The sequence below is a fragment of the Bradyrhizobium sp. RD5-C2 genome, from assembly GCF_019972155.1.
Classification (GTDB): domain Bacteria; phylum Pseudomonadota; class Alphaproteobacteria; order Rhizobiales; family Xanthobacteraceae; genus Bradyrhizobium.
Genome location: NZ_BOVL01000041.1, coordinates 1 through 234 on the forward strand (window position 1 = coordinate 1; position 234 = coordinate 234).

The window sequence follows — 234 nt, forward strand, 5'->3', positions numbered from 1 at the left end:
CCAAATGGGTCAAGCGGTTCCGCGCAGAAGGTGTCGAAGGGTTGCGTGATCGCTCCTCGAGACCTCTTTCATCGCCAAGCCAAACCCTGCCAGCCACGCGTGCCGCCGTCGAGACGTTGCGCCGGCAGCGCCACACCGGCAAGCAGATCGCAGCCGAGGTCAGGGTGTCGCCGGCCACTGTCAGCCGCATCCTTCGCCGCTTGGGATTAAGCCGGATACGCGATCTGGAGCCGG

The 234-nt window shown here is 65.4% G+C and carries 1 protein-coding gene; it reads left to right on the plus strand.

From position 1 onward, the window contains the following. The coding region (locus BraRD5C2_RS33615; protein WP_223975723.1) for a helix-turn-helix domain-containing protein at positions 1-234 on the plus strand (234 nt) is incomplete at both ends.